Origin of the sequence: Arthrobacter sp. MA-N2 (assembly GCF_000517125.1) — a bacterium.
GTDB lineage: Bacteria > Actinomycetota > Actinomycetes > Actinomycetales > Micrococcaceae > Arthrobacter > Arthrobacter methylotrophus.
Genome location: NZ_KI912156.1, coordinates 557,508 through 581,655, shown reverse-complemented (window position 1 = coordinate 581,655; position 24,148 = coordinate 557,508). Strand labels below are relative to the sequence as shown.

24 protein-coding genes are annotated in these 24,148 nt (G+C 63.8%); 5 read left to right on the top strand and 19 right to left on the bottom strand.

From position 1 onward, the window contains the following. Window positions 1–589: 589 nt before the first annotated feature. The 15 genes from A3M3_RS0121030 to dacB all read right to left on the bottom strand — a co-directional run bounded on the left by A3M3_RS0121030 (window position 590) and on the right by dacB (window position 15,760). Window positions 590–2,038, bottom strand: a complete 1,449-nt coding sequence (locus tag A3M3_RS0121030; RefSeq protein ID WP_028267990.1) for a DHA2 family efflux MFS transporter permease subunit — start codon at window positions 2,036–2,038, stop codon at window positions 590–592. A gap of 138 nt (window positions 2,039–2,176) precedes the next feature. Next, on the bottom strand, window positions 2,177–3,079 hold the full coding sequence (gene panC, locus A3M3_RS0121025) for a pantoate--beta-alanine ligase (RefSeq protein WP_028267989.1): 903 nt from the start codon (window positions 3,077–3,079) through the stop codon (window positions 2,177–2,179). Between the two features lie 2 nt (window positions 3,080–3,081). Next, window positions 3,082–4,032: a Rossmann-like and DUF2520 domain-containing protein gene (locus tag A3M3_RS26250; RefSeq protein ID WP_051423445.1), complete on the bottom strand. Its 951-nt coding sequence runs from the start codon at window positions 4,030–4,032 to the stop codon at window positions 3,082–3,084. Next, window positions 4,025–5,518, bottom strand: a complete 1,494-nt coding sequence (locus A3M3_RS26245) for a PH domain-containing protein (protein WP_051423444.1) — start codon at window positions 5,516–5,518, stop codon at window positions 4,025–4,027. Before A3M3_RS26245 ends, A3M3_RS26250 begins: the two co-directional genes overlap by 8 nt. After that, window positions 5,515–6,027, bottom strand: coding sequence for a PH domain-containing protein (locus A3M3_RS0121010; protein WP_028267988.1), 513 nt, complete (start codon window positions 6,025–6,027; stop codon window positions 5,515–5,517). The genes A3M3_RS26245 and A3M3_RS0121010 overlap by 4 nt, the downstream gene beginning before the upstream one ends. Continuing rightward, entirely contained in the window at window positions 6,008–6,529 is a 522-nt protein-coding gene (locus A3M3_RS0121005) for a DUF3180 domain-containing protein (RefSeq protein ID WP_028267987.1), read from the bottom strand. The genes A3M3_RS0121010 and A3M3_RS0121005 overlap by 20 nt, the downstream gene beginning before the upstream one ends. A 3-nt stretch (window positions 6,530–6,532) precedes the next feature. Then, window positions 6,533–7,072 (bottom strand): 2-amino-4-hydroxy-6-hydroxymethyldihydropteridine diphosphokinase, encoded by a 540-nt coding sequence (folK, locus tag A3M3_RS0121000; protein WP_028267986.1) that lies wholly within the window; start codon window positions 7,070–7,072, stop codon window positions 6,533–6,535. Beyond that, on the bottom strand, window positions 7,069–7,428 hold the full coding sequence (gene folB / locus A3M3_RS0120995; RefSeq protein WP_028267985.1) for a dihydroneopterin aldolase: 360 nt from the start codon (window positions 7,426–7,428) through the stop codon (window positions 7,069–7,071). The genes folK and folB overlap by 4 nt, the downstream gene beginning before the upstream one ends. Before the next feature lie 30 nt (window positions 7,429–7,458). Next, window positions 7,459–8,364 carry a dihydropteroate synthase gene (folP, locus tag A3M3_RS0120990; RefSeq protein ID WP_028267984.1) on the bottom strand — a complete coding sequence of 302 codons (906 nt, stop codon included), beginning with the start codon at window positions 8,362–8,364 and terminating at the stop codon, window positions 7,459–7,461. Window positions 8,365–8,372: 8 nt separating this feature from the next. Beyond that, window positions 8,373–9,053: a GTP cyclohydrolase I FolE gene (gene folE, locus A3M3_RS0120985; protein WP_028267983.1), complete on the bottom strand. Its 681-nt coding sequence runs from the start codon at window positions 9,051–9,053 to the stop codon at window positions 8,373–8,375. Window positions 9,054–9,063: 10 nt separating this feature from the next. Then, window positions 9,064–11,133, bottom strand: a complete 2,070-nt coding sequence (ftsH, locus tag A3M3_RS0120980; RefSeq protein WP_028267982.1) for an ATP-dependent zinc metalloprotease FtsH — start codon at window positions 11,131–11,133, stop codon at window positions 9,064–9,066. A 165-nt stretch (window positions 11,134–11,298) separates the two neighbouring features. Continuing rightward, entirely contained in the window at window positions 11,299–11,850 is a 552-nt protein-coding gene (gene hpt, locus A3M3_RS0120975; RefSeq protein WP_028267981.1) for a hypoxanthine phosphoribosyltransferase, read from the bottom strand. A gap of 31 nt (window positions 11,851–11,881) precedes the next feature. After that, window positions 11,882–12,919, bottom strand: a complete 1,038-nt coding sequence (gene tilS / locus A3M3_RS0120970) for a tRNA lysidine(34) synthetase TilS (RefSeq protein WP_028267980.1) — start codon at window positions 12,917–12,919, stop codon at window positions 11,882–11,884. Window positions 12,920–13,047: 128 nt separating this feature from the next. Continuing rightward, window positions 13,048–14,160, bottom strand: a complete 1,113-nt coding sequence (locus A3M3_RS0120965) for a zinc-dependent metalloprotease (RefSeq protein ID WP_028267979.1) — start codon at window positions 14,158–14,160, stop codon at window positions 13,048–13,050. 67 nt (window positions 14,161–14,227) lie between these two features. Beyond that, window positions 14,228–15,760: a D-alanyl-D-alanine carboxypeptidase/D-alanyl-D-alanine endopeptidase gene (dacB, locus tag A3M3_RS0120960; RefSeq protein ID WP_028267978.1), complete on the bottom strand. Its 1,533-nt coding sequence runs from the start codon at window positions 15,758–15,760 to the stop codon at window positions 14,228–14,230. Between the two features lie 136 nt (window positions 15,761–15,896). Here dacB and A3M3_RS0120955 point away from each other — a divergent pair, with 136 nt between their 5' ends. From A3M3_RS0120955 to A3M3_RS0120945, 3 genes are all read left to right on the top strand, one after another. Then, window positions 15,897–16,385, top strand: coding sequence for an inorganic diphosphatase (locus tag A3M3_RS0120955; RefSeq protein ID WP_028267977.1), 489 nt, complete (start codon window positions 15,897–15,899; stop codon window positions 16,383–16,385). 153 nt (window positions 16,386–16,538) lie between these two features. Beyond that, window positions 16,539–17,138 (top strand): hypothetical protein, encoded by a 600-nt coding sequence (locus A3M3_RS0120950; RefSeq protein WP_028267976.1) that lies wholly within the window; start codon window positions 16,539–16,541, stop codon window positions 17,136–17,138. A gap of 92 nt (window positions 17,139–17,230) precedes the next feature. Beyond that, window positions 17,231–18,310, top strand: coding sequence for an aromatic acid exporter family protein (locus tag A3M3_RS0120945; RefSeq protein WP_035743436.1), 1,080 nt, complete (start codon window positions 17,231–17,233; stop codon window positions 18,308–18,310). 34 nt (window positions 18,311–18,344) lie between these two features. Here the strand turns inward: A3M3_RS0120945 and A3M3_RS0120940 are convergent, their stop codons facing one another. Next, a complete protein-coding gene (locus A3M3_RS0120940; RefSeq protein ID WP_028267974.1) occupies window positions 18,345–19,190 on the bottom strand; it encodes an HAD family hydrolase in 846 nt (281 codons plus the stop codon). Between the two features lie 174 nt (window positions 19,191–19,364). Here A3M3_RS0120940 and A3M3_RS0120935 point away from each other — a divergent pair, with 174 nt between their 5' ends. Beyond that, a complete protein-coding gene (locus A3M3_RS0120935) occupies window positions 19,365–20,381 on the top strand; it encodes a hypothetical protein (RefSeq protein ID WP_051423443.1) in 1,017 nt (338 codons plus the stop codon). Here A3M3_RS0120935 and serS read toward each other — a convergent pair. After that, window positions 20,376–21,656 (bottom strand): serine--tRNA ligase, encoded by a 1,281-nt coding sequence (serS, locus tag A3M3_RS0120930; protein WP_028267972.1) that lies wholly within the window; start codon window positions 21,654–21,656, stop codon window positions 20,376–20,378. The two genes, A3M3_RS0120935 and serS, sit on opposite strands and share 6 nt — an antisense overlap. Window positions 21,657–21,767: 111 nt before the next feature. Here serS and A3M3_RS0120925 point away from each other — a divergent pair, with 111 nt between their 5' ends. Further along, entirely contained in the window at window positions 21,768–22,814 is a 1,047-nt protein-coding gene (locus tag A3M3_RS0120925; protein ID WP_028267971.1) for a diacylglycerol/lipid kinase family protein, read from the top strand. A gap of 27 nt (window positions 22,815–22,841) precedes the next feature. On the opposite strand, the gene A3M3_RS0120920 is transcribed toward A3M3_RS0120925, so the two are convergent. Both A3M3_RS0120920 and pheA read right to left on the bottom strand, forming a co-directional pair. Then, a complete protein-coding gene (locus tag A3M3_RS0120920) occupies window positions 22,842–23,075 on the bottom strand; it encodes a hypothetical protein (protein WP_028267970.1) in 234 nt (77 codons plus the stop codon). A gap of 95 nt (window positions 23,076–23,170) precedes the next feature. Beyond that, on the bottom strand, window positions 23,171–24,130 hold the full coding sequence (pheA, locus tag A3M3_RS0120915) for a prephenate dehydratase (RefSeq protein ID WP_028267969.1): 960 nt from the start codon (window positions 24,128–24,130) through the stop codon (window positions 23,171–23,173). Window positions 24,131–24,148: the final 18 nt, after the last annotated feature.

The following is a 24,148-nucleotide window of genomic DNA, read 5'->3' as shown; positions in this document are numbered from 1 at the left end:
AATCGGTATCAACAAACTTGGCACACTATTGAGTTCTCAAACAACAGACACACCCGACACCACCCAAACCACACGGTCCAAGATCGCTCCGGAGCAACTTCCCAAAGTTACCAGACCCGCCCGCCCCGCGCAACTCCCGAACCCGGGAACCACACCAGACAAAACACCATCCAGGACCCCCCCAAAACCACACCGGAACACAAAAAACGAACCAGAAAATGATTTCCATTTGGAAGGGAGTCGGTCGCAAACATTCCGCACCAGCGGCGGCGACTCGAATAACTTTACACACCCCAACCACCCCACGCAAATTCACTCGACGTAAAGGTTCTGCACTCCAAAAAGCCCTACAACCCTGCAATTTCGGGCCCTACGCCACATCATTGGACGCCTTTCGGGTCACTAGCCGCAAACATGGCGTGCGTCACATCGATCGCGACGCCGCCCGCCCAGGGGAGACGGCGCCGCCCGCCCAGGGGAGACGGCGCCGCCCGCCCGCGGGCGTATACGAAAGACGGCGCCGCACCACCAAAGGTGATGCGGCGCCGTCGAACTCCAAAAGTTAGAACGCCTCCCGAACAGAAACGGGCTAGTGCGCGGCCGCCCCCTGAGTCTTGCGCATCATGGCAGAGAGCACCACGGCAGCCACTGCGATCAAAGTGGCTGTCAGGAAGGCCGCCTGCATTCCGGCCACAAAACCGGAAACGGCCGACACCACCGCGAAGATCGAGACCAGAAGCGCAGTGCCCGCAGCTCCCGCCACTTGCTGCAGCGTGCTCATGATGGCCGAGCCATGCGAATAGAGGTGCGGTGGGAGTGGGTTAAGGCCGGTGGTGAACGCGGGAGTGAACAACAAAGCCAGCCCCAAGCTGAGTACCGCGTAGAGGACAATAACCCACCACAACTGGCTATCCGCGGTCAGCATCGAGAACTGCCACAGCGTGAGCACCAAGAGGATGGAACCGCTCACGGTGAGCGGAAATGGCCCGAGCTTGTCGAACAGCCTGCCGACGACCGGCCCGAGCAAGCCCATCGCCAAGCCGCCTGGAAGGAGTGCCAACCCGGTCTCCATCGGCTGCAGGTGGAGGACGTTCTGAAGGTAGAGCGGCAGCAGGATCACTACGCCGAAGAGCGCCATCATGGCGACCACCAAGAGGAGCACCGAGACGGTGAACATCCGAAACTTGAAGGCCCTAAGGTCCAGGAGGGGCGCCTCGGACTTCTGCAGCTGGAGCTGACGGAAAACGAACGCCACCATGCACAACACGCCAATGACCAGGGCGGCAATCGGCAGCGTAGCAGCTCCGCTATGGCCGCCGATCTGACTCAAGCCATAGACCAGTCCGCCGAAAGCGGGAACGGTCAGGACCACTGAGACGAAGTCCAGCTTCACGTGTCCGCGTTCGCCCACGTTTGTCAGGAACTTCGCTCCGATCGCCATGGCCAACAAGGCGACCGGTAGCACGAAGACGAACATGAAGCGCCACGAGAAGTGGTCGAGGATGATGCCGGAAACGGTGGGACCCAAGGCCGGTGCAACAGAGATCGCGATGGTCACATTGCCCATCACCGCACCACGGCGGGACAGAGGAACGAGCGTCAAGATGGTGGTCATCAGCAGCGGGAGCATGATCGCCGTGCCGCCCGCCTGGACGATCCGTGCCAACAAGAGCACGGCAAACCCGGGGGCCACTGCAGCAAGCAAGGTGCCGGCGCTGAAGAGCCCGATGGCAAGGAGGAACGCGGCCCTCGTGGTGAGCCTTTGGAGGATGAAGCCGGTGGTGGGTATGACCACGGCCATGGTCAGCATGAATCCAGTGGAAAGCCATTGGACCGTGGGTGCGTCAACGTTGAGGTCCGTCATGAGCCGCTGCAAGGCGACATTCATGATGGTCTCGTTGAGGATCACCACGAAGGTGGCCACGAGTAGCGTGACGATGACGGTGACAGACTCGCGCGGCATTCTGTCGCTGGCTAGTTGTGTCCCCGTTACCGGCACGGGGTTGCCGTGCTCGTCTGACGTGACGTCGGTAGACATGAGGATTCCTCGGCTGTGGGTGCGGTGGTTTCCGGCGCGCTACGCCGGTGAAGACTGCAACAGTCTAAGCCTCTGGAGCATTCCCGTCAGCAGGTTATTCCAAACGTTTGTGAGCGGGCATCCGAAAGTTAAGAGTGTTCAGGAACTCAACGGCAGGTTGTCGATCAACCGCACGGGGCCAACCTTCGCCGCGATAATCGCGAGCCCCTCGCCACGGAACGGGGTGTCCCGGCAGTTCTCGGCGAGCGGTTCCAAGGTGCGGGGATCGACCACCTCGAAATAGTCCAGGCGCACGAGGGGTTGCGATTCAACGAGCGCGACGGCGGAGTCCAGCTCCAGCGGTTCGTTCGCCATGGCGCGGGACTCGAGAAGGCGGAGCGCACGGGAGAGCACCAAGGCCGCCTCCTGCTCTTCTTCGGAAAGGAAACGATTCCGGCTGGACAAGGCGAGTCCTTCGGTGCTGCGCACGGTGGGCACCGCCACGATGTCCACCGGAAAGCTGAGATCCGCCACCATCCGCTTCACCAAGGCCAACTGTTGGGCGTCCTTCTGGCCGAAGTACGCACGGTACGCGGCAGCACCGCCGTCGACGGCTGGACCGCCAGGCATGCCGTAGTGCAGCAGTTTGGCGACCACCGTGAGGGCGCCGTCAAAGTGACCGGGACGGGATGCGCCCTCCCATTTCTCACCCAGCGGCCCCGATGTCACGCGAACCAACGGTTCGCCGCCGGGATAGACCTCCTCAATGGATGGGGCGAAGACGAGATCCACGCCCTCGGCGTCCAGCAGGGCCATGTCGGCGTCAAGGGTGCGCGGATACCGTTCCAGGTCCGCGGCCTCACCGAACTGGAGCGGGTTCACGAAAATGGACGCCACCACGACGTCGTTCTGCTCGACGGCGGTGCGGGCCAGCGCCGCATGCCCGGTGTGCAAGGCTCCCATCGTGGGGACGAGGCCCTGCGAACTGCCGCGCTTTTCCGCGAGCAATCGCGCACTTTCGGCCCGCAGTTCCGCCGCGGTGGTGACAAGTTTGATGCCCATAGTCAGTTTCCTTCCTGCGTCCCGGCAGCGTCGCCGCCCGGTCGATCGTCGCCGTTGTCCGGCGTACTTGTGCCGTCCAAAGCGTTGTTGATGTCGCCGAGCTGGCCCTCCTTGAGCAATCCACGGTTGACAGCCCGACGGGCCGTGGCCCGGGCCATCGCCAGGTAAGCGTCCAGGACATCGCCGCCGGCACCGGCGTCGTACTCCCTGAGTGCCTCCGCATGGGCGGACACCGTTCCCACATCTCCGCGGGCCACCGGACCGGTCAACGCGGACTCGCCTGAGGCCAGTGCATTCTCCAAGGTAGCGCGCAGCAAAGGGCCGAGCATGCGCTCAGGCGAATCGACGCCGATTTCCCGCAAGAGCTGCGAGGCTTGGGCCACGAGCGTGACCATATGGTTCGAACCGTGGGCAAGGGCTGCATGGTAAAGCGTACGGTCGGCCTCAGCGATGGCCACAGGTTCGGCGCCCATCTCCACCACAAGGGCCTGGGCGATGGGCAGCATGGCTGCGTCGGCCGTAACTCCGAACGTGCAGTCCATGAGCCGGGTCAGGTCCAGGCTCATGCCCGTGAACGTCATGGCCGGGTGGAGGGCGAGCGGAATGGCGCCGGCGGCGCGGACAGGCTTCAGAATCCCGACGCCGAAACGGCCGGAGGTGTGCGCCACGAGCTGGCCGGGCTGCCACGCTCCGAGCTTCGCCAGTCCAGTCACGAGTTCGCCAAGAGCATCGTCCGGGACTGCAAGGAGTACCAGTTCGGACCGCTCCACAATGTCCTGGATCCCCAGGACGGGGACCCCGGGAAGCAGTGTTTCGGCCCGCTCGCGGCTCGCCTCCGACACGGCGGAAACCCCGACGACGGCGTGCTCGGCCCCGCGCAGGGCCGCACCCAAGACGGCGCCCACTTTGCCGGCGCCGATGATTCCAACGCCGAGTCGTCCTGGCCTAGCCATGGTCTGGTTCCTCCTGGTTTGATGACAGGTTTGCTGGGTGGTTTGAGAAGTGTTGCACTGCGTGTAACGGCGGAAGCTGGGCCAGCCACTTTTCGCTGCTCTGCAGCTTGCGGGCTTTCCGGGCTCGGCCCGCTTGCTGGTCGAACAAGCCGACCGCTTCCGCCGTGGCTGCCTGGATGAGCCGGGGCGCTACCGGGCCTGGGGTCGTGTGGAGCACCAGATCGGCCACGCCGAAGAGCCGGGCCAACGGACCTTGGTGGAGGGCCATGGACTGGGTTCGCTGATGCGGGACCAGTACCAACTTCCGCCACCAACGTCCGGAGCGCAGCAACAAGGCCGTATCCGTGGCAAGGAAGCCGTTTCGTCGCCAGCCCAAGGGGGAAAGAATCCAGGCACGCTTGGGGGTGGTGACAAAGCCGGCGTCGGAATCGAGGCCGGTCAAGCCCGCGGTGAAGACACGCTCCGGCTCGGCGGTGCCGGGATCGGGCAGGACGAGCGAGAGCATCATCATCACTTCGGACTTCCGGCCGACGGGAAGCAGCATGGTGCGGTGCTCGGCTTCGCTGCGGTGGTGTTCACCATAGCCTGCAACGTTCACGTGGATCCGATACCAGCCAAGAATGCGCCACAAGGGTGGCTGCGTGACTTTGACGGCTTGGATCCGGCCTGGTGGCACGGTCTGGGCCTGGGTATCCAGGAGTCCGTAGCGCAGACGGATGCCGTCAGGGGAAATTGCTGCCGTGAAGTTGTAGCCCTTGTTGAACGAGCGCCAGTAGGCCGTGCCCAAACCGAGGATTGCTGGAATCAAGTAGAGGATGAAGGCGCGGGACTCCGTCAGCACGGACAGCAGCACGGATGCGATGGCGCTGAGCACGATGAAGAAACTTTGCTCGCTCAGGATGAGCGAACCGACAAGCCTTCCAGGCGGGAGGTAGAGCACCACCAGTTCAGGAGCCTCGGGCACTTCGACCGTTTCGCTCCCGTCAGCAATACCGGCGGCCCGGCCCAGGATGGTGGCACGGAGCTGCTTGGCCTGGGCGAGTCGCAGGTAGGAGAGCCGCACCGCCGAGTGTCCGGCATCGGCCACCTCGAACTTCAGCTCCGCGAGCCCGAAAATACGGGCAAGCAAGGGCTGTACGATGTCGATGGCCTGGACCCTGTCTAGCCTGGCCTGGCGCTGCTGTTTGAACAGGAATCCGGTGTTGACCCGGACATAGCCTTCGGCAAGCTGATAGCGGGTGAAGTACCAGCTGAGGACGAAGGATCCCAAGGCCAGCAACAGCACGGCCCCTCCACCGGCCAAGAGCCATGGCGTGCGGTCGTTGAGGTTGTCGCCAATGTTTCCGCGGCCTTGGAGGGCCCGCTCAAAGGTATCTCGGCCAAAGAAATAGACGATCGCGACCAGTGCCACCCATCCCCGGACGAACGGCGACGCCGGGTGCACACGGTGCCAGTCGCCGTCGACGGCGGTCTGTTCCTGGGTCACAGCCCGGCCAGCCTCGCTTCGCCGCGCGCCGAAAGCTGCTCCCGCAGCCGCGCGCCTTCAGCGGCGGGGATACCGGGCAAGTGGGCGTTTGTTCCAGCTGAGGCCGTGTGGAGTTTAAGGGTGCACAGCCCCAGGACTCGCTCGACCGGCCCCACGGCAACATCGACATACTGCATCCGGCCATAAGGAACCACCATCACCCGCTGGAAGAAGATGCCGCGGCGGATCAACAGGTCATCGTCGCGTTCGGCATAGCCGATGGCGCGCACTTGCCTCGGGATCAGCACGAGCCTCCACAGGGCAAGGAGCAGAAGCGCCGCGGGAACGGCGACGGCGAACCACAGGGGCGGCCACTTCCACCAGCCCAATTGAACGAAAAGCAAAGGCAAACTGAAGACGGCAACCATGAGCACGTTGCCGATGGTCCACTCCACGAGCCGCACGGTCACGTACTTCGGTGATACACGCAGCCATTGGATGCCAGGAGGGTCAATCGCCGCGGTATGCATATTCGCCTTCGCCCTTGGCCTCGCCGTGGCGGGTACCCCTGACCTCGGGTCCGCCTTCCAGGTCTTCCGGGGGGATCCGGCAGAACCGCTCCACCACGAGCCCGACGATGGTCATGACGAGGCCTCCGCCGCCCATGATGAGCGCGAGCCAGAAAATGCCCTGATCACTGCGGAGGTTCCAGAGCCGGAGTTGCTCCAACACGATTCCCACATGCCAACCGAGCAGCACCGTGCCCGCGTAGGCGCAAGCCTGGGCCAGGAGAAGGGTTCGCGCAGCCAGAATGGGGTTGAGCATGGTCTTCTTCTTGCCGTTCCGCCAGCGCAGGACGCGGATACCCATGATCAACGTGAGCGCAGCGATGACACCCATGGTTACCAATGCTGATGGCGGAAGCACCGGCGTCGCCATGCTGTAACGCGTGGTGAGCACGGAAGCCAGCCAGCCAACGATGGCAAGAACGACTGTGATGATCGCCAACAGGATCGGACGCATGGCCTTCATGGACTATTCCACCGCCCCGGCGGCAGCAACGCTGCCGGACCCGTCGAAACCGTCGAAGGGCCTGAGCCCGGAAAAGTCCCCGGCCTTGGCGGCCAACTCGGCGACGCTCTCGCCGTTCAGCTGTGCGGCAGGATCCAAAAGCGCCCACGGATACAGCACGAAAGCCCGCTCCGCAGCCCGGGGATGCGGAAGGGTAAGGATTGCGTCCTTGCTCGTGAGTTCGCCGTAGACAATGATGTCCACATCCAGGGTGCGGGGGCCCCAGCGAACCTCGCGTACCCGGTGATGCTTTTGCTCGACGTCGTGGCAATGCTGCAACAGCTCGAGCGGCGCAAGGGTGGTCTCAACCGCGACCACCATGTTGAGGAAGTCCGGCTGTCCTTCCGGTCCGCCAACGGCCTTGGTCTGAACCACGGGAGAGACACCGAGGAGGCGTATTTCCGGGCGATCGACGAGGTCGGCAACGGCGGTGGACAAGGTGTCGTTCCGCTCGCCCAGGTTGCTTCCCAGGGCCAGGATGGCTTTCGTGAAACGGGAGCTCATGCACGCTCCCTGTGGACGCTGACAGTGACGTCACCGAAGGGAACTTCGATGGGGGCCTGGGGTTTGTGGACCGTGACGTCAACCCCCGCCACGTCGAAGCCGGCCAAAATGCCCTCCGCGATCCGCACGGCAAGGGCCTCGATGAGGTTAAGAGGCTCCCCGGTAATGACGGAGGTAATGTATTCGGCCACTTCGCCGTAGTGTGCCGTGAACTGCAAGTCATCGGTTTCCGCGGCCTTGCTGAAATCGGTGTACAGCACGGCGTCGACGACGAATGGCTGTCCATCGCGGCGCTCGAAATCGAAAACGCCGTGATGCCCGACGGCGGTCACTCCGGTCAGTGCGATCTTGTCCAAACCGGTTCCTCCCCCTTTGCTCACGAGGCTTTAGTGTCTGACGCGCGCTGCAACCTTGACGGCGTCAAGGCTGGGTCCTACGTCGTGGACCCGCACGGCCCACGCGCCGTTCGCGGCGCTGATTGCCGTAATGGCGGCCGTGGCGTGGTCCCGTTCCTGCGGTGCCGCTGCCTTGCCGGCAACGGTCAGGAGCGTTCCGAGGAAGCGTTTGCGGGAAGCCCCGATCAGGACCTTATGGCCGAGTTCATCGAGCCTGCCGATGTGCTTGAGGAGTTGCCAATTCTGGTTCTCGTCCTTGGAGAAGCCCAGGCCCGGATCCACAATGATTTGCTCCGGGGACACGCCGGCTGCGTAGAGCTTGTCGCGGACGCCCTTCAGCTCCTCGATGACTTCCTCCACGACATTGCCGTAGTCGGCAAGGCTGTTCATGGTCTCGGCGTCGCCCCGGCGATGGGTGAGGACATAAGGCACTTTGGTGCGCGCGACGAGTTCGGCCATCTCAGGCTCGAGGCTCAACCCGGAGACGTCATTGATGATCGCGGCACCGGCTTCCACAGCCGCTTCGGCCGTGGAAGTGTGGGTCGTGTCGATGCTGACGAGGGCCCCAGCCTTGACGAGTGCCTGGATCACCGGCAAGACCCGGCGTTGCTCTTCTTCCGGCGAGACAGACTCGGCGCCCGGGCGGGTCGATTCCCCGCCGACGTCGATGATGTCCGCTCCTGAGTACAACATCCGCAAGCCGTGGGCGATGGCAGTATCCGCCGTCGGGTGCTTGCCGCCGTCGCTGAATGAATCCGGCGTGACATTCAGGATTCCCATGACAAGCGTGCGGTCGGCCGGCAGGTCCGCGAAGCGGGCGGCTGGACGTGGTTTGCGAAGAATAGGCAGGGGGCTCGTGGCCGGGCCTGTTCCTGGTGCTGCTGCGAGGGAATCCATGGTCTTTCTTACCTTCCGAGTATGAGGCTCATGGCTTCGGCGCGGGTTGCCGGGTCATGAAGTTGCCCGCGCACCGCGCTGGTAACGGTCTTGGCGCCGGGCTTGCGGATGCCACGCATGGACATGCACATGTGTTCGCATTCGACCACGACGATCGCGCCCCGGGGCTTGAGGTGAGTTACCAGGGCCTCGACGATCTGAGTGGTGAGGCGTTCCTGCACCTGGGGACGCCGGGCGAAAATGTCCACGAGGCGGGCCAGCTTGCTCAGGCCCGTCACCTTGCCGTCGTGGGAGGGGATATACCCAACGTGCGCGACGCCGTGGAACGGGACCAAGTGGTGCTCGCAGGTGGAGTAGAACGGAATGTCCTTGACCAGCACGAGTTCCTCGTGGTCGAGGTCAAACGTAGTGGACAGGACATCCACAGGATCCTGGTGCAGGCCCGCGAAGACCTCGGCGTACGCCTTGGCTACGCGCTTTGGCGTATCCACGAGTCCACCCCGGTCCGGGTCTTCCCCCACTGCGATGAGGATCTCGCGGACGGCAGCCTCGATGCGGGGACGGTCGACCTTGTACCCGTGGTGTCCGTGGCCGTGGCTGTCCGAAGATTCCCCGGATCCGCCCGCAGCCGAGTGGCCGAAGGCATCACTGGAGGCACCGCTGAAGTCGTCGTCGTCGATATGAGTCACAGCAGAAAGCTTAGCCGTGATGGGAAACGTCGGTGCCCGCGTCAGGTCCTGTACCGGTGAACGGCTCCTGGCTCCCGACTCCCTGCGGATGCGGTGACTGGGCGTCCAAAGGTTCTTCGAGACGTGCTTTCTTGGCTTGTTCCTGGGCTTCGCGCTCGGCCTTTTCCGCGCGGGATTCCACCGGCGGGAGGGTCTGGACCGGACGGGATTCCTTGGAGAGCCAGACCTCGCGGAAGTCGCGCTTGCGGATGTCGCGGAAAATGTAGGCGATCTCGGCTTGGTTCAGGGTCTCGCGCTCAAGCAGTTCGAGGGCCAGCTGGTCCAGGACGTCGCGGTTCTCGGTCAGGATGGCATAGGCCTCGTCGTGGGCCTGGTCGATCAGACGGCGCACTTCCTCGTCGACGATGTACGCCACGGAATCCGAATAGTTGCGTTCCTGCGCCATGTCGCGCCCGAGGAATGGCTCGCCGCCACCCGCACCAAGCTTCACTGCGCCGATACGCTCGCTCATGCCGAACTGGGTGACCATCTTGCGTGCTGTACCGGTGGCCTTTTCGATATCGTTCGAAGCCCCCGTGGAGGGGTCATGGAAGACGATTTCCTCCGCGACGCGACCGCCCATGGCGTAAGCCATCTGGTCCAGGAGCTCATTACGGGTGATCGAGTACTTGTCGTCCTCGGGGACCACCATGGTGTAGCCGAGCGCACGGCCACGGGGCAGGATGGTGATCTTGGTGACCGGCGCGGAGTTGCGAAGAGCCGCCGCCACCAGGGCATGGCCGCCTTCGTGGTACGCCGTGATCTTCCGTTCCATTTCCTTCATGACCCTGCTCCGCTTCTGCGGGCCGGCCATGACACGGTCGATCGCCTCGTCCAAGGCACGATCATCGATCAGGTTGGCGTTGGACCGCGCCGTCAGAAGGGCCGCCTCGTTGAGCACGTTGGCGAGGTCTGCACCGGTGTAGCCAGGGGTCTTCTTGGCGACACCCTTGAGGTCGACGCCGTGTGCCATGGGCTTGCCCTGGGCGTGGACGTTCAGGATTTGCTCGCGGCCAATCAGGTCCGGCGCTTCCACAGTGATCTGGCGGTCGAAGCGTCCCGGACGCAGCAAAGCGGGATCCAGGACGTCCGGACGGTTGGTTGCGGCGATCAGGATGACGTTGGTCTTGACGTCGAAGCCGTCCATTTCGACCAAGAGCTGGTTGAGGGTCTGCTCGCGCTCGTCATTGCCGCCGCCAATACCGGCACCGCGGTGACGGCCGACGGCGTCGATCTCGTCGACGAAAATGATGGCGGGCGCATTGGCTTTCGCTTGCTCGAAGAGGTCGCGGACGCGGGAAGCACCGACACCAACGAACATTTCAACGAAGTCCGAACCCGAGATGGAGAAGAACGGGACGCCGGCCTCGCCCGCGACGGCACGGGCCAGGAGGGTCTTACCCGTCCCCGGAGGGCCGTATAGCAGCACGCCCTTGGGGATCTTCGCCCCAACGGCTTGGAACTTTGCCGGTTCCGCGAGGAATTCCTTGATTTCCTGGAGCTCCTCAACGGCTTCATCCGCACCTGCAACGTCAGCGAAGGTGACCTGCGGCATATCCTTGTTGACCAATTTGGCCTTGGACTTGCCGAACTGCATCACCTTGGAACCGCCACCCTGCATGCGGGAGAGCAGGAACCAGAAAAGCACACCCAAGAGCAGCACAGGCACGAGGAGCGAGAACAGTCCGGAGAACCAGTTGTTTTCGACCGGCTGGTCCGTGAAGCCGCCGGATGGCTGGGCGTTGGTGACAGCCTTGACGACGTCTGCAGCGCGGGCCGTGACATAGAAGAACTGGACGTTCTTGCCCTTGTCCTGGCCATCAATGACGAGGTTGTCTTTCAGCGTCAAATCAACGCGGTTCTCGGCGTCGTAAATTTTGGCCTGATCCACCTTGCCGCTCTGGGCGAGGATCGCGAGACCTTTATCGGTGTCGATACGGGTGGATCCGCCGGGGGCAAGGGTTGCAAATGCCACCAGGAGCAAGCCGACTACGACAACAATCCAGATGCCCGGGCCCTTGAAGAAACTCTTAGCTTTCATCTGTTCGGGGGCTCCGCCCCGTCCCTCCTGGTAGTGCTGCACGGCGCAGCTTCTGCGCGCGTGTGGTGCTGCGTCATTTTCTAGCTTTACACCGTTCGGAGTGATTCACGCACAGTAAGGGATAAAAGTTCCCTCTAGGCGTACACGGACGTGCTCCTGGGCGGGTTATTCGTAAACGTGCGGGGCGAGGGTTCCCACAAAGTCCAGGTTGCGGTACCTCTCGGCGTAGTCCAGTCCATAGCCGACAACGAATTCGTTGGGAATGTCATAGCCGACGTACTTGACGTCGATCTCCACCTTGGCGGCCGTCGGTTTGCGGAAAGCAGTACAGATTTCCACGGAAGCGGTGCCGCGCGATTCGAGGTTGGTCTTGAGCCAGGAGAGGGTCAGCCCCGAATCGATGATGTCTTCGACAATGAGGACATCCTTGCCCATCAAGTCGGTGTCAAGGTCCTTGAGAATGCGCACGACACCGGAAGACTGGGTGCCGGAGCCGTAGGAGGACACTGCCATCCAGTCCATGCTGACGTGGCTGTGAAGTGAGCGCGCGAGGTCGGCCATGACCATAACGGCGCCCTTGAGCACGCCGACGATCAGCAGTTCACGGCCCTCATAGTCCTTGTCGATCTGCGCGGCCAGTTCACCAATTCGTCGCTGGATCTGCTCCTTGGTGTAGAGAACGTGCTTGAGGTCTGCCTGGACGTCGTTTGAATCCACCAATGGCTCCTGTGTTGATGCGTGGGTGCGGCTAGTGTTGGGGCGATCTTTGATGCCGGAATACTAGCTTCCCACAGCCGCCGCCTTCACGGGGAACGGCAGTTCCTCCTGCGGAGGCCTCCTGCTGGAATTCGCTGAGGGATACGCGATGGACGCTGACGCTTCCGGGAAGCTGCACTGGACCGGCCGAGCCCTGCCGGCGCAGTAAGGCTTCGGCAGCTTGAAGCCGCCCGTAGCTAGGCTGTTGGCCCCCGACGTCGGCGGCTGCTTTGGCGATGACCCGGAACCTCAGTGCGGGGGCAAGTTCCCTCAACGCGTCTTCGGGGAGCCAGACGCCGTCGTCGGTCCGGTGCAGGAGGTCCGCATAGCTCTCTGCGGCGAGCTGCTCCAGGAAATCAGCGTCCTGTTGGAGAATCGCGGCGGTACGGGCGAGTGACTCGGCGACGCCGGGCCCCAGTTTGTCCTCAAGCAAGGGCATCACCTCCACTCGGGTCCGCGAGCGGGCGAAGGCTGGGTCCGCGTTACTGGGATCGTGCCAGGTTTCGAGTTCCTCGGCCGCACAGATTTCGAGCGTTTCTGCGCGGCGGAGCCCAAGGAAGGGACGAAGGAGTTTGCCCCGGGCGGGGCGCATCCCGGCAAGGGAACGGGTTCCCGAGCCGCGGGCAAGTCCCAGCAGCACCTGCTCCGCCTGGTCATCCAGGGTGTGCCCGAGCAGGATTGCCTGGCAATCGAGCTCCGTAGCGGCTGCTTCGAGGGCTGCGTGCCGCGCGTCCCGTGCTGCGGCTTCAGGTCCGAATCCGGTGGCCGCCACCTCCACGGTCCGCAGCTGAACAGGCGAAAGTCCCAGCTCTTCCAGGATCGCCACGGTGCGCGCCGCGACCTGGCCCGAGCCTTCCTGCAACTGGTGGTCAACCACGACGGCGGCCACGCTCACGGAGCGGCCGTCCACGTGTCCGCGACGAGCGAAGTAGGCAGCGGCGGAGGCGAGGGCCAGGGAGTCGGGCCCACCGCTGCAGGCCACCAGGATTCGCTCGGGGTAGCCTGCGGAGGCCAGCGCGTCCCGTACCATGTTCCGGGCTTTGCCGACGACTGGCGCCAAACGTCCGGGACGCCGTCGTCCGCTGCCCGGTGAACTGCTGAGCGAACTACTGCGTGCACTTCTACTGCCTGTTCCGGAGCCGGATGGGCTATCCAGGGTCACAGCCCCATCCGCTCAAGCCACAGCTTGGAGTCGTGGATCTCGGCTTCGGTGGGCAGTTGTTCAGCAGACTCCCACACCCGGTTCAGGCCTTCCATGCCAGCAACCGCAACAACTTCGCGGACAAACTTGGCCCCGTCGCTGTACTGGCGCATCTTGGCATCCAAGCCGAGGATGTTGCGGATGAATTTCTCGATGACGCCGCGATCTTTGCCCCGTGCGCTGAAGCGCTGCCTGATGGTCTTCACCGACGGGATCAGGGTGGAATCCACGGCGTCCATCACTACATTGGCGTGGCCTTCCAGCAAGCTCATGACGGCTGTGAGGTGCGAGAGCGAGGCCTTTTCCTCGGGGTTTTGCAGGAGGTCCAAGATGGCCCCGCGGCCTGGCACGGCCCCCGTGGAGCGGTCGCGCAGGGAACGCGCGGCAGCGGTGGCGCGGTCCATGATGGAGTCCACATTGCCGAGGAGGTTGGTGCTGAGGCGCCCGATTTCGTCCAGCATGTGAGTCCGGAGCCACGGCGCGGCGGCGAACTGCACACGGTGGGTCTGCTCGTGGAGGCAGACCCAAAGCCGGAAATCGTCCGGATCCACGTTGAGCTCGCGCTCCACGGAGATGATGTTGGGAGCCACGAGCAAGAGCCGGCCAGCAGGGGGCGCCTTCGAGTCCGCGGCGAGTGCCGCAAAGGGATCGTATTGGCCAAGGACCTTGCTCGACAAAAAGGCAAGCACGGCCCCGAGTTGGCTGCCCGTAATGGCACCACTCGCGGCCGCCGCGGCCGGAGTCATGGCCGGGCCTCGCCGGGAATCCAGCATTTGCTGGAGGGCCGGCTGGAGCATCACTGCGAAGCTTTGGGTGTTGGCCTTCGCCCACGACGCCCTGTCCACTACCAGGACATGGGAATCGCGGAGATCGCGAGCGGCTTCCAAACCGGTGATGTCGTGCACATGCGGCACCGAGATGTCCGCGTTGAAGCGGAGGTTGTCGACGGCTTTGCCGATCTGGGCCGGACTCAGGGATGGACCGGGGGGAGCGAGCCGGGCAGCCGTGGAGGCGGCCAGCTCCCAGTTGATGAGGGACTGGGCTTGCTGCTGAGACTCCATACGATCCATCAGAACACAGCGGGCTGAATCTGCGCCCTTAAGTTCGCTCAGCGGCGAACGTCAGGCAGCTTGAACGTCAACCACCAGTGCAGCCGCACGAGGCGAGTGCCGTGGCAGACCTGTCCAGCGCCACCTTGTTCCCGGCGGCACCGGGCGTCAGCCCGTTTCCGATAAAGGAGAACACCAGAAGGCGACCATTCGCGTCCACGACGTAGCCGCTCAAGGCGATGACCGTATTCAGTGTTCCGGTCTTGGCCCGGACCAGCCCCGCCCCTTGGGAGGTGCTGGCGTCACCGTAGCGGTCACCGAGTGTTCCGGTCAGCCCGGCCACCGGGAACCCGGCGAGGGCCGCGCGGAGGCGGGTGTCGGGCCCGGAGGTGATGGCCCGGACCACATCCGCGAACTGCCGGGCTGATACCTGGTTACCTAGGGCCAGGCCGGACACGTCTGCCAGATGCATGGAGTCCGTGGCGATCCCGAGCTCCGCCAGCTGGGCGCTCACGGCCGCCGTCGCGCCGTCGTTGGATCCCGCCTGTCCCATGGAAAGCGCAGCCATCCGGCCGAATATCTCGGCGAGGTAGTTGTCCGAGGTTTCCAGCATCAGGTCCACCTGCTCCCGGACGGTGGCGGACTCCACGCTGGCGAGGACGTCCTGCTGTCCGGCCGGAGCTTTGGCACGTTCGACGCCGGGGGCCACCGTGAATCCGGCAGCGGCACCTGCGGCTTGGAGCTTCCCCGCGAAGGCCTCGGCGGCGGTGAGCGCGGCGTCCTGCGGTCGCGTACCGGTGGTTGCGCCGGGGCTGGTCCGCGCAGAGTTCAGTGCGAGCGGGAAGATCGGCGCGGTTTCGCCGGCAGCGACATCGTCGAGGCTCCATGCCGGATTCAGGGCCGGCCCGCTGAACAAACCATCGTCCAACTGGACGGTGACCGGGCCTTTCACTCCACGTTCCTGCAGCGCTTTGGCCGCATCGGCTGCGAGGGTTTCCACACCGGCATGGCCCAGCACTTCGCTTGGCTGGGACGGGCCTGCACCGAGCAGGACGTCGCCCCCGGCGCTCAGGATGATCGTCGACGCCGATGATCCGGTCAGGACCCGCGTGCTGAAGCGTGTTTCCGGGCCGATCGCCCGCAGTGCCGCGACGGCGGTGAGCAGCTTCATGTTGGACGCCGGCACCCGGTTCTTGGCGCCGTCGCGGTCGTAAAGTGAAAGTCCGGTCAACGCGTCCTCAACGACGCCGGTGAAGTCTCCCCCGCCGTCGGGGGTCAGGAGGGCGTCGAGCTGGCGTGTGACATCGGCCGGAAGCGGAACCGGTGCAGAAGGATCCAGGGGTGAGACCACCTGGGTACGGCTCAACTTATTGGGGATCTGTTGCCAAGCCGGCACGTGGGGCGTGGGCGAACTCACGGCCCCCAGGAACCCTGGACCGAAGAATCCGGGCGCCACCCCCAGGCCCATCGGCACCGCCAAGGCAGCGATGACAATGGTCAGGAGGACCAAGGGCAGAAAGCGCCAAGAGCGCTTCGACGCCCGTTTCCTAGGTCTGAAAGCAGGGGTCACCTGCTGGTTCGAAGCCGGCTTTCCGGCTCCCGCCTCGTCAACGACCTTCATGCGGCTTTAGTCCTCAAAGTCTTGAATGTCCCCACCGTTTCAAGAAACTTGGGCCTCTCGCTATATCCTCAATAGTAGTCGGCGGCGTCGGCTGTTCTCTTGCCGCGCCCATGCCAATACCGTCAAGGAGCATTCCATGAAGCACGACGTCACGATCGAGATCCCCAAGGGCTCGCGCGTCAAGTACGAAGTTGACCACGAGACCGGTCGCGTCCGCCTGGACCGCGTCCTGTTCACGTCCATGCAGTACCCCACTCACTACGGGTTCTTCGAGAACACCCTGGGCGAAGACGGCGACCCGCTGGACGCATTGGTGCTCCTGCAGGACTTCGACCTCTACCCCGGCGTCATCGTCGAGGCCCGTCCGATCGGCGTGTTCAACATGACCGACGACGGCGGCGGAGATGCCAAGGTCCTGTGCGTTCCGGTCGACCCGCGCTTCGACCACATCCAGGAAATCTCGGATGTCAGCGAGTTCCTGATCAAGGAAATCGAACACTTCTTCACCCGTTACAAGGACCTTGAGCCGGGCAAGTGGGTCAAGGCCGAGGGCTGGGCCGATCGCGCAGCCGCCGAAGCCGAGCTGGAAGCTTCCATCAAGCGTTACGTTCCGCTCGCCCACTAAGGTCCCGACCACCCGTCCCGCGGCGGGGATCTACATGCACGACGACGGCCGGTGAGGTTCCCTGCGAACCTCACCGGCCGTCGTCGTCACGAAGCAGTGGGCTCAGTTTAACCGGTTGAAACCTGGCTACCTGCCGGTAATGTTTGATCCACCATGTTCACGCTGACCATCAACCAACGCGACAACCGTCGCGACGGAGACCTCGTACCGCAGCTACTGAAGGACCTGCGCCACATCCCTGCGCGCCTGGACTTTGACCGCTCGGTGGAAGATGAAGTCCAAGGCATCGTGGACTGCCCGCACCAGGCTGTGGACACGGCACTCATCGCTTTGCGGAGCGGGCAGTGGTACGTGGGAATCGGTGTCGGGCCGGTCAACGAGCCTCTCCCGAGCCAAATCAAGGACGCCTCCGGACACGGGCTGGTCTACGCGCGCCGCGCAGTGGACCGCGTGCGGAACAGCAAGGAGCGGGTCCCTGTGGCCGTCGAGGGGCCGGTCGCTGCCCTCGCCGCCGAATCCGAAGCGGTGCTGCGGCTCCTGGGGCACATCGTGCAGCACCGAAGCGTTGCCGAGTGGCGCGTCCTTGACCTGCTGACGCCGGGCGTGCGTGGACAACAAAAGGCCGTCGCCCAGGAACTAGGGATCAGCACCCAGGCAGTCAGCAAGGCACTCTCCCGCGCGCAGTGGGCGGAGGAGCACGCTGCCCGGCCAGCTGCTGCCCGTTTGCTCAAGTTGATCCTGGAGGTTTACTAGCGCCGGGACGTTTCCGTGCATGGACGATCCTTCGACAACCTTCAGCCGAACTTGTCCTCGACACATCCGATGCCTTGCGCCTACCTTGGGTCATGATCCCCAAGCCAAAGCTTCGGCGGGTTCTTCCAGCCTTGAGGCAAGCCGTCACGGGCCACCGGCTCCTGTTTGCTGCAAAGACAGCCGCCGCGGCCGGGCTGGCTTGGTACCTCGCGCCGCTCATGCCCGGAACTGCAGCCTCCTACCCTTATTACGCACCTTTGGGTGTTTTGGTCAGCATGCACCCTACCGTCGCCGCTTCGGCGAAACACGGACTGCAAAGCCTGCTGGGGCTCGGCTTGGGCATTGCCATGGCCTTCGTCGTGACCACCGTGAGCACGCCGACCGCGCTGGCGGTGGCCGTCGTCGTCGGGCTGGGAGTGGTCATCGGCGGCCTGCCAAGACTCGGAAGCGCTTCCGAATGGGTTCCCATGGCGGCATTGTTCGTGCTGGTCCTGGGCTATTCAAATACGCAGGGATTCTCTTTCGCCTACGTCCTGCAAATGGCCATGGGGGTTGCTGTCGGCTTCGCGGTGAACTGGCTGGTCTTTCCTCCCCTGCATCTTGAAGGCATCGATCCAGCCATCGACGGACACCAACGGGCGCTGTCCAAGCAGCTCGAGGACATGGCAAGCGCCATGATGGAATCCTGGCCGCCGAACCATGAGGATTGGGCGAACCGCAGCGGCGAGCTCGCCCGCACCGCGACCGCAGTGCGGACAGCTGTCCAGGCTGCGAAGTTGAGCGCTAAAGCCAATCCGCGGTCGCGCCGTCGGGCCGGACGCTTGGGCGGCGACCTGGCCGGTTTGCGCACAGTGGAACGGCTGACCTTCCACGTCCAGGACATCACCGACGTCCTGGCAAGCGTGATCTGGGAAGAGAACGCGGGGACTGTCATTCCCGAGGGCGTCCCCCGGAATTTGTCCCGGGCACTGGAGGACGTTGCCACGTTGATAAGGCGATGGAGACATGGAGACGCAGAGGACTTCAAGGGGGCCTTGGATGACGCTCATGACAGCGTCGCGGCCCTCGGCGGCACCCTCACGGAGGTGGCTGCCGAGAATGCACCCGTGAATGCCCCGGCGTCAGTCGCCATGAGCCTTCGGCGTATCATCACAGCTGTCTCCGACGGCTGAGCCGAGAAGCGTCGGTCCGCCCCCGCTCGCCTGCTTACAGGAGGCCACGCAAGATCAGGGCCGCGCCATCGTCGTACACCGAAGCGGTGACTTCGTCCGCGACGGCAATGACTTCCTGGGGGGCCTGGCCCATGGCAACGCCGCGGCCGGCCCAGCTGAGCATCTCGATGTCATTGCGGCCGTCTCCCACCGCCACCGTGTGGCGCGGGTGCGTGCCCAGTCGCTGACGCAACTGCTCCAAGGCACTTGCCTTGGTGACTCCGGCAGCGGCAATGTCCAGCCAGGCGGTCCAGCCTACGGAGTACGTGACGCCGGACAGCCCGATCTCGCGGATTGCGGTGGAAAATTCCTCGGCGGTGTTCTCGCTGCTGAACACCACGACGCGCACTGCGGTGGCATCCAGCATGGTCTGGAAGTCCACGCCGATTGCCTCGACGCCGAAACTGGCGTCCTGGAACCGTTCGGTGGCGAGGAAGTTCCCGTCCTCGTCCTCAAGGGCGTACTTGGCGGATGGCAACTGCTCGCGGAGCGCCCTCAACGCCGGTGCAGGATCGAAGGTGGCTTTCTGGATGATCTCGTAGCCGGCATCCAGCTGCGGATCGAGCCTTACGGTGACACCGCCGTTGCAGCACACTGCGTAGCCGCGGTCCAGTCCGATCTGCTCGATGATGGGCAAGGTGGCGTTCAAGGATCGGCCGGTGGCGATCAGGACGTCGTGACCGCCGGCGACAACTGCCCTGGCAGCATCGCGGACGCCCGGCGACATGTGGCCATCGTGGTCCACGAGGGTTCCGTCAACATCCAAGGCGACCATGAGTTTGTGATTGAAATTCCGCTGGTCATCGATGCCAGCGACTGAGGTACCAGTCAAAGTAGTCATGCCTCCAGTGAACCAGACCCCACCAACACCGGCTAGGACGCAGGCCACTGCAAGGGATTAACAAGCGGTGAATACTCCCATGTTTTCCACAGTGTGAGTATTTACCTCCGGAAGTTATCCACATAGGCGAAGTGCGGGGTACTCCTCTGCGTGCCGACCAAGGAAGGTGGTCCCATGAGCAAACCACCTCCATTCATCGTTGCCCGCGATCAGCGCCCCGGCTCCGGTGATATCCGGATATTGAGCCGGAGGTACGCAAAGGGCGAGCTCGTCAGGGTCCGCAGGGGCGTCTACCTCGCCAAGCAATACTGGCTCTCCCTGACCCCCTGGGAACGCTATGCCCGGACCACGGAAGCCGTGGCCCTGGAACTCCCCACGGCCGCCTTTTGCTACGAAACCGCCGCGCATGTGTGGGGCTTGAAATTGCTTGGCGTACCTTCCCATGTCCACCTGGCCGTGAAGTCGCCTAGCCATGCAGGGGCCGGGAAGGCCACAACCACTGCCGCAATGCAGGCAAGGTCAGGAAACACCGGCCTTGAGGACGTCCGGGGCTATGGAATATTCCGCCACTGCTACGCAGGGTCGCCGGTGCACCACCGGGGCCTGAACGTCACCCCCCTGCTGCAGACCGCCGTCGATGTCATGGCCCGCTCTTCGTTTGCGAAGGCCGTCATCTTGGCGGACCACCTCGTGAATCCCCTGCACTTCAAGGGCATCTCCACCGTCAAGGCGGACCTGCACGGCGCCGCAAAAGGCCTCCATTCCTCCTCCCGGCAACAACAGGTTGCCCGCGTCATCGATTTTGCCGATGCGCAGTCCGGATCCCCCGGGGAATCCTTGAGCCGGGCTCAGATGCACCTTCTCGGGTTCCCGGGGCCGGAGCTTCAGCTCGGGTTCCAGGACAGTGACGGTTTCGTTGGCCGGGCAGACTTCTTCTGGCGGGAGCTGCGGATTATCGGAGAATTCGACGGCGGCGCGAAATATCTGCAGGACGAGAACCTTCACGGACTCTCGGCACGCGAGGTGGTCTTGGCCGAAAAGAAGCGTGAAGACCGCTTGCGGGCATTGGGATTCACGGTGGTCCGCTGGGACTGGCCCATCGCGAAAGATCCGGCGAAGCTCACGAGGAAACTCGTTGAGGCGGGTCTTCCCCTGGGGCAGGCAAAGAATAAGAAGCTTCGCCTGCTATAGAACCGGCAAGACCTCGAGGCCACCGATGTACTTCTGGAGAGCCTTGGGAACGTTGACCGAGCCATCCGGGTTCTGGTGGTGCTCCAGGATGGCCACGATCCAGCGGGTGGTAGCCAAGGTCCCGTTCAGGGTCGCGACGGCGCGCGTGCCCTTGGCAACGCCTTCCTCGTTGACCGTGCGCTCACGGATGTTGAGGCGGCGGGCCTGGAAGGTGGTGCAGTTTGAGGTGGAGGTGAGTTCGCGGTACGCATTCTGGGTGGGGACCCAGGCTTCGCAATCGAACTTACGGGCAGCCGACATTCCGAGGTCTCCGGCCGCCGTGTCAATCACACGGTACGGGAGCTCCACCTTGGCCAGCATTTCCTCTTCCCACGCCAAGAGCCGCTGGTGCTCGGCAGCGGATTCTTCAACCGTGGTGTATATGAACATCTCCACCTTGTTGAACTGGTGGACACGAATGATTCCGCGGGTGTCCTTGCCGTGCGAACCGGCCTCGCGACGGTAGCAGGAGCTCTGTCCTGCATAGCGGATGGGGCCGCCGGAAAGGTCCAGGATCTCATCCGCGTGGTAGCCGGCGAGGGCCACTTCCGAGGTTCCCACCAAGTAAAGGTCGTCGTCAGCGAGACGGTAGATCTCGGCGTCGTGCTTCACATCGAAACCGGTGCCCTGCATAGTCTCCGGACGCACCAAGGTGGGGGTGATCATCGGCACGAAGCCGGCCTCTATGGCTTGGTCCATGGCCATCTGGAGCAGGGCCATCTCCAGGCGGGCGCCTACACCGCGGAGGAAATAGAAACGCGCACCGGATACCTTGGCGCCACGTTCCATGTCGATCGCGCCAATGAGTTCGCCGATTTCCAGGTGGTCCTTCGGCTCGAAGTCGCGGAATTCGCGGGGTGTGCCAACGGTCTTGACCACCACAAAGTCATCCTCACCGCCCTCGGGCACGCCGTCCACGATCAAGTTGGGGATGACGCGGAGCAGCTCTTCCTGCTTGGCCTGGGCGGCATCGGCCTCGACGGAGGCTGCCTTGACCGAGTGGGCCAGTTCCTTGACCTCGGCCAGCAGTGCCTGCTTTTCCTCGCCCTTGGCCTGTGCAACCTTCTTGCCGAAGACGTTCTGCTCAGCGCGGAGGTTTTCGTAACGGATCAAGGCTGCGCGGCGGTCTGCATCGGCGGAAATGATCGCGTCCACCACGGACTCGTCGGCGCCGCGGGCGCGCTGGCTTGCACGGAACTTGTCCGGGTTTTCGCTGAGGTCTTTAACGTCGATCACCAGACAAGAGTATCGAATGAGGGCACAGCTGCGCGGCCAGCGTCCCACCGTGGCACGCTCCCCTGCCGCGGTGCGCGTCCGGACCCGGCGGCGGGATAGGGTTGGACCACCATGAGCGACTGGATCCTGTACGCGATTTTCGCTGGGGGCGTGGTCTTCGCCGCCTCCAGTTGGTGGGGTGTGCGCCGGCTCAGGGCCAGGCACACCCGCAGCGCCGTGCGTGAAGACGCGCACAAGCCCGGACCCGGCTTGCAGAGAGTCGCCGTGATCCTGAACCCCGTCAAAACCAAGGCTGAGGAAGCCCGGAGGATCATCCGGGAAGCCTGCCACCTTGCCGGCTGGGACGAACCCCGTTTCTTCGACACCACTGCGGAGGACCCCGGCCACTCTCAAGCCAAAGCGGCGCTGGCGTATGAGCCCGACGTCGTACTCGTGGGCGGAGGCGACGGCACGGTGCGGGTGGTGGCAGAGGCCCTTGCCCACACCAACGTCGCAATCGGTCTGATTCCCCTTGGAACCGGAAACCTGCTGGCGCGCAACGTGAACCTGGATGTCAACGATCTGCGCGGCAACGTCCACACAGCACTTTTCGGGAACCAGCGCTACATCGACACTGCTCGCATGGCCATCCACAACGCGCTGACCGGCGCCTCCTCGGAACATGCTTTCCTGGTGATCGCGGGCATGGGCTTGGATGCCGAGGTCGTGGGCGACACCAACGATGATCTCAAGAAAGCAGTCGGCTGGCTCGCCTACACAGAGGCGGGTGTTCGCCACCTGCCCGGCAGGCGCAAGAGGGTCACCATTGCCATGGACGACGAACCCGAGCAATCCCGGAAGATCCGAAGCGTCTTGTTCGCCAATTGCGGCCTGATTCCAGGGGGTATTGACTTCATCCCCGGGGCGATGATTGACGACGGCGTCCTGGACGTGGTGGTGATGAGCCCTCGCAGCGCCATCGGCTGGCTCGCTGTGTACGCCAAGATCTTGTTCAAGCACAAGCGGAACCTGCCGGTCATGAACTTCTACCGTTCAGGAAAAGTGGTCATCCGGAGCAACGAACCGATGGCGACGCAACTTGACGGCGATCCGTCGGGTGAAGCCACGGAGGTCACCGTCAAGGTGGAGCCGCGTTCTCTTCTGGTGCGAGTGCAGTAGCTGATGCACGTGGATTAGCGAGCCGCCCTATTTGGCGTTCTTCGCCGCTTCCGCTGGCTTGTGTTCTGCCAATTTATGCTCCGCCAAGGCTTTGGCGGCTGCGCGCGCTTCCGATTGCTCGCGGATCATGGCCTGTTCTTCCTCAAAGCGCAGCCGATCGGCACGGTCGGCGTCGTCGCCGTCCCAGTCCTGATTGTCCGCCTTGGGCTTCGGGTTGACGATCATTCCCTGGCCGCTGGTGTCATTGCTATTTCCCGACATCGCCCGCTCCCTCCGTTAGGGGCATGCGTCCATCAATTGTGGATCAAGCAAGCATACGCACAGAATTATCCACGCGATAGGGGTTGAAGGGTCAATTATCCCAGGCGTCGGGAAACGTTTTCCCCGCCCAGAATGTCCCGGACCCACGCATGCGCGGATGCGAAGGCAGCGTCCGAAGTATGCGGAGCAACCGAAGTCTGCTGCGCGTCGGCCCTGGCGTAGGAACCCAGGAAGCGGGTAGCAGGGCTGATCCGGTGCAGGCCCGCCAAGGCATCGGCTACACGAGCGTCGGAGGCGTGGCCGTCGGCGTCGATGCTGAAGAAATAATGGCCAAGGTATTGGCCGGTGGGCCTTGACTCAATGCGGCTGAGGTTGACCCCGCGGGTGGCGAACTGATCCAGGATCTCCATGAGGGCGCCGGGGCGGTCTTCCGGCAGCGGCACGACGACGGTGGTCTTGTCCGCACCCGTCCGTTCCGTCAGCGCGCCCGGGCGGCTGACCAGGACGAAGCGGGTGACCGCACCCGGGTTGTCTCCGATGTTCTCGGCAAGCACGTTCAGGCCCGGCCGTTCGGCTGCGACCAAGGGTGCGCAGATGGCCGCCTCATAGTGCGCATCGTCTTCGAGAAGCCCGACGGCGGCAGCCGCCGTGGAGGATCCGGGGACGTATTCTGCATTCGGGATATTTTCGTCGACCCAGAGCCTGCATTGGGCCCACGCATGGCCATGGGTCGAAATTCGGCGGATGTCCGAGATCTTCACCCCCGGGCGGGCAACGAGCACGAAGGTGATGGGTACGAGGGCTTCCCGGATGATCCGCAGCTCGGTTCCAGTGGCAATCGCGTCCAGGGTGGCCGTCACGCCGCCTTCCACCGAATTCTCGATGGGCACCATGGCCGCGTCGGCCTTGCCTTCACGGACGCGCTCCAAGGCAGTGTTCACATTGGTGCACGGCACCCGGTTGGCGTCAGCCGCGCCGGGGACCTGCAGGAGTGCAGCCTCAGTGAAGGTGCCCTCCGGGCCGAGGAAGGTGTAAGTAAGCGCGGATGCCGGCATCAAATATTCCTTAGGTGT